The sequence below is a fragment of the Sphingomonas sp. 179-A 2A2 NHS genome, assembly GCF_045371305.1.
In the GTDB taxonomy this organism is placed as follows: domain Bacteria; phylum Pseudomonadota; class Alphaproteobacteria; order Sphingomonadales; family Sphingomonadaceae; genus Sphingomonas.
In genome coordinates, this window is the sequence record NZ_JBIQDE010000021.1 from 1 (window position 1) to 4,219 (window position 4,219).

Sequence of the window (4,219 nt, forward strand, 5' to 3'; positions counted from 1 at the left end):
TCAAATGGATCAAATGTCAGTGAGATCCTCAGGGTACATCCCACCGCGCTGGCAGAAGAGAGCCCATGTTTCCTTCCCCTGTGCGGTTACGATCATGCGAACCGGTAAATCGACTGCGAGCGCGATAAGGCCGAGGCGGACAAGCGGGCCAATGCTCCTATCGCTGATCACCCTGTCAGGGGTGTACCCTCCTGCCACGAGTGTCCATCCGGGCGTTCCGCGTTCGGTAATAGCCGGAGCGAGATGGCCGTCACGTGGGAGATCGGTATCGCGGCCCAGGGTGTATAGGCAGATACTCCAGAAGGCATCTCGCGGTCGTGGTGGGATCAACGCCCATTCCAGCGGGCCGGCATCATCCTGTTCGGGCGCTTGAACGGCTGCGGCCGGGTCGTCCCGGACTCCATCGCGGTACGCGCGCTCTAGCGCCTGCGCGATGGCGCCAGCAGTGTCGACGGCGATCCCGTACTTCCGATTGTAGCGATCCTTGGCGACAATGCCTCGGGCGATTTCGCGAAACCGCGCCTTGCGCCGGGGATCGGGACGCAGCCGTCCAGACGCCCCGGTCATGTCGTCACCGTGACATCAGGGCTCACGTTACCCCGTGCGCGAGCCACGATCCCGGCGACCGTGTTCTTGCTGAGTCCCAGGTCGCGAGCGATCCAGCGATAGCTCCGCCCCTCGGCGATATGCGCCAACACTTTGGGCGCGAGGCGGTCCGACTTGGGTCGCTCCCCCAGTTGCCGACCGAGTTTGCGGCCACGTGCCCGCGCTGCAGCAAGGCCAGAGCGGACCCGCTCGCTCAGCATGTCGCGCTCAAACTGGGCTATACCTGCGAGCATCGTCGCCATCATCCGCCCATGCGGCGTATCGACCTCGAACGTCATGCCGCTCATCGCGACCACCGACACGCGCCAGCCCGACAGCCGGTTGAGTGTATCGAGCAGGTCCTGGGTCGAACGCCCCCAGCGACTGAGTTCGGTAACGAGGATCGCATCGATATGGCGTGCCTGCGCCAGCTTCATCACCTCAGCCCGCGCCGAACGGTTTGCCTTCATGCCCGACGCGGTTTCGCGGAAGACCTCGACCACTTCATAGCCGCCACGCTCGGCAAAGCCGGCCAGGTCGCGGAGCTGCCGTTCGCACGACTGGTCGGCTGTCGAAACCCTGGCGTAGATGGCGGCGCGCTGTCCCAATTGAACCCTTCTGGAATTAGGCCTCGAAAAGCCTTGATTTGCGTGGGGTCAGTGTTGTCCAAAACAGACTTCTGTTCAATGGGGACAAGCCGTGCATGCCGAGACGCCATATCCTCAGCGCCCGACAGCGTTCGGCCCTACTCGACCTACCGACTGACGAAGCGGGGCTGCTGCGCCATTATCTTCTGGCAGACGATGACCTCATTCATATCGACCGGCGTCGCCGACCGGAGAACCGCATCGGGTTCGCCCTGCAGTTGTGCGCGCTGCGATATCCAGGCCGGACCCTTGCTCCCGGCGAACTGATCCCCCACACTGTATCTGCCTTTCTAGGCGCCCAGCTTGGCATCGCTGGCGAGACGCTCGCGGCCTATGCCGTTCGACGCCAAACCCGCCACCAGCACATGGAGGCGCTGCGCCGTATCTACGGATACAGAATGTTCCCCGGACGGGGACCGTATGCCAGGGCTTTCCGCGATTGGCTTCTCGCCGAAGCCGAGCAGGCACGCTCAAACGACGACCTTGCCCGGCGCTTCATTGCCCGCTGCCGTGAAACCATGACCATCCTGCCGGCGATCACGACAATCGAGCGTTTGTGCGCGGACGCGCTCGTCGCCGCCGAACGTCGGATCGAGAAGCGGATCGCGGCCCGTCTCGATCCCGTCGCCTGTGATGGGCTCGACCGACTGACTACCGAGATGCTGCCGGGGGCGATCAGCCGCTTCATCTGGCTGCGCCGGATTGAGCCGGGCAACAACTCCGCCGCGGCGAACCGGCTGCTCGACCGGCTCGAGTTCCTGCGCGCGATGAACCTCAATGATGGTATACTTGCCGGTGTTCCACCGCATCGCGTCGCCCGGCTACGCCGGCAGGGCGAGCGCTACTTCGCCGATGGCCTGCGCGACCTCGGCGCCGATCGGCGCCGCGCTATCATGGCGGTCTGCGTCATTGAATGGGCCACGGCGACTGCGGATGCGGTGATCGAAACACATGACCGGATCGTTGGCCGCACCTGGCGCGACGCGAAGCAACTGCATGACGCGCGGGTCGTAGAAACCAGAGGCGCTACCACTGCGACTTTGAACGGCTTCACTGCACTCGGTCAATCATTGCTCGAAGCGCATGGCGACGGCGCGTCGCTGGAAGATGCGGTCGCGGGCGGGGCGGGATGGGAACGGCTCACCAGCCTCGTCGCTACGGCCAAGACGTTGACGGACACCTTGGGCGATGATCCGCTGGCCTATGTTGATCAGGGGTATCACCGCTTCCGTCGGTATGCCCCGCGCATGCTGCGATGCCTCGACCTCAAAGCTGCGGCGGTTGCACGGCCTTTGCTGGACGCGGCTACCGTCATCGCTACCAAGGGCGCAGTTCCGGCGGCCGACGATTTCTTGCGCCCGCATTCCAAATGGCGGCGACAGTTGCGGGCGAAGGGCGATGATGATGCCCGCCTCCGGGAAGTCGCGGTCATGTTTCACCTGCGCGACGCGCTGCGCTCGGGCGACATATGGCTCGACCGCTCGCATCGATATGGTGACCTGCGCCACGTCCTCGTGCCGATGGCGGTCGCGCATGCCGCGAAGCTGGCGGTCCCGTCCGACCCGCATGTCTGGCTGGCTGACCGCAAAGTGCGTCTCGCTGATGGCCTTGCCCGGCTCGGTCGCGCCGCGCGCAGCGGTACAATTCCGAAAGGCAGCATCGAGGACGGCACGCTGCGCATTGATCGGCTCACCGCTGACGCGCCGGATGGGATCGAGGATCTGGTGCTTGATCTGTATCGCCGGCTGCCGCCCGTCCGCATCACCGATCTGCTGCTCGAAGTCGATACCGCGCTGGGTTTCACTGATGCCTTCACGCATCTGCGCACCGGCGTGCCATGCGGCGACCGAATCGGCCTGCTCAACGTCCTGCTTGCCGAGGGCCTGAATTTGGGTCTGCGTAAGATGGCAGAGGCTTCCAACACTCACGACTATTGGCAACTCTCCCGTCTCGCTCGCTGGCACGTCGAAAGCGAGGCGATCGACCAGGCGCTGGCCAACGTGGTCGCGGCGCAAGGGGCGCTGCCGATGGCCCAGGTCTGGGGTATGGGCAGATCCGCATCGGCCGATGGCCAGTTCTTCCCCGCCGCACGGCAGGGCGAAGCGATGAATACGATCAACGCCCGCTACGGCAACGATCCCGGCATCAAGGCCTATACCCACGTCAACGACCGCTTCGCGCCGTTTGCATCGCGGACCATTCCAGCCACGGTCAGCGAAGCACCTTATCTACTCGACGGGCTGACGATGAATGAGGCAGGGCGACGGATCGAAGAGCAGTACGCCGACACTGGCGGGTTCACCGATCATCTGTTCGGGATCAGCGCGATGCTCGGCTGCCGCCTTGTACTGCGCATCCGCGACCTCCCATCCAAACGACTGTACGTGTTCGACCCTGCCGCGACGCCGAGCGAATTGCGCCCGCTGGTGGGCGGCAAGGCGCGTGAGGCGCTGATCGTTTCCAACTGGCCCGATCTGTTCCGCTGCGCCGCCACCATGAGCGCTGGACAGGTCGCGCCGAGCAGCATCTTGCGCAAGCTCGCCTCCTATCCGCGCCAGAACGATCTTGCCTCCGCGCTGCGCGAGGTGGGCCGGATCGAGCGGACGCTGTTCATCATCGAATGGATACTCGACGTCGGCATGCAGCGCCGTGCACAGGTCGGCCTCAACAAAGGCGAGGCACATCATGCGCTGAAAAATGCCCTGCGCATCGGCCGTCAGGGCGAAATCCGCGACCGCACGACGGAGGGTCAGCATTACCGGATCGCCGGCCTCAACCTGCTCACCGCCATCATCGTCTACTGGAACACCCTGCACCTTGGCCATGCCGTTGAGGCCCGGCGCCGCGAAGGGCTCGATACCCCCGACCATCTTCTCGCCCATATTTCGCCGCTCGGATGGGCACACATCCTCCTCACTGGCGAGTACCTTTGGCCCAAGGACGCCGGCGCTTAGGGTGTCATTCCGCCCTCAGCCGGAACCGACCCC

2 protein-coding genes are annotated in these 4,219 nt (G+C 64.5%); one reads left to right on the forward strand and one right to left on the reverse strand.

Translation table 11 applies throughout. The annotated features are described in order from the left end of the window. Window positions 1-563: 563 nt before the first annotated feature. Window positions 564-1,193 (reverse strand): recombinase family protein, encoded by a 630-nt coding sequence (locus ACH0AE_RS17635; RefSeq protein ID WP_004213007.1) that lies wholly within the window; start codon window positions 1,191-1,193, stop codon window positions 564-566. 95 nt (window positions 1,194-1,288) lie between these two features. On the opposite strand from ACH0AE_RS17635, the gene ACH0AE_RS17640 reads away from it, so the two are divergent. Further along, window positions 1,289-4,186, forward strand: a complete 2,898-nt coding sequence (locus ACH0AE_RS17640) for a Tn3 family transposase (protein ID WP_296221647.1) — start codon at window positions 1,289-1,291, stop codon at window positions 4,184-4,186. Window positions 4,187-4,219 lie beyond the last annotated feature (33 nt).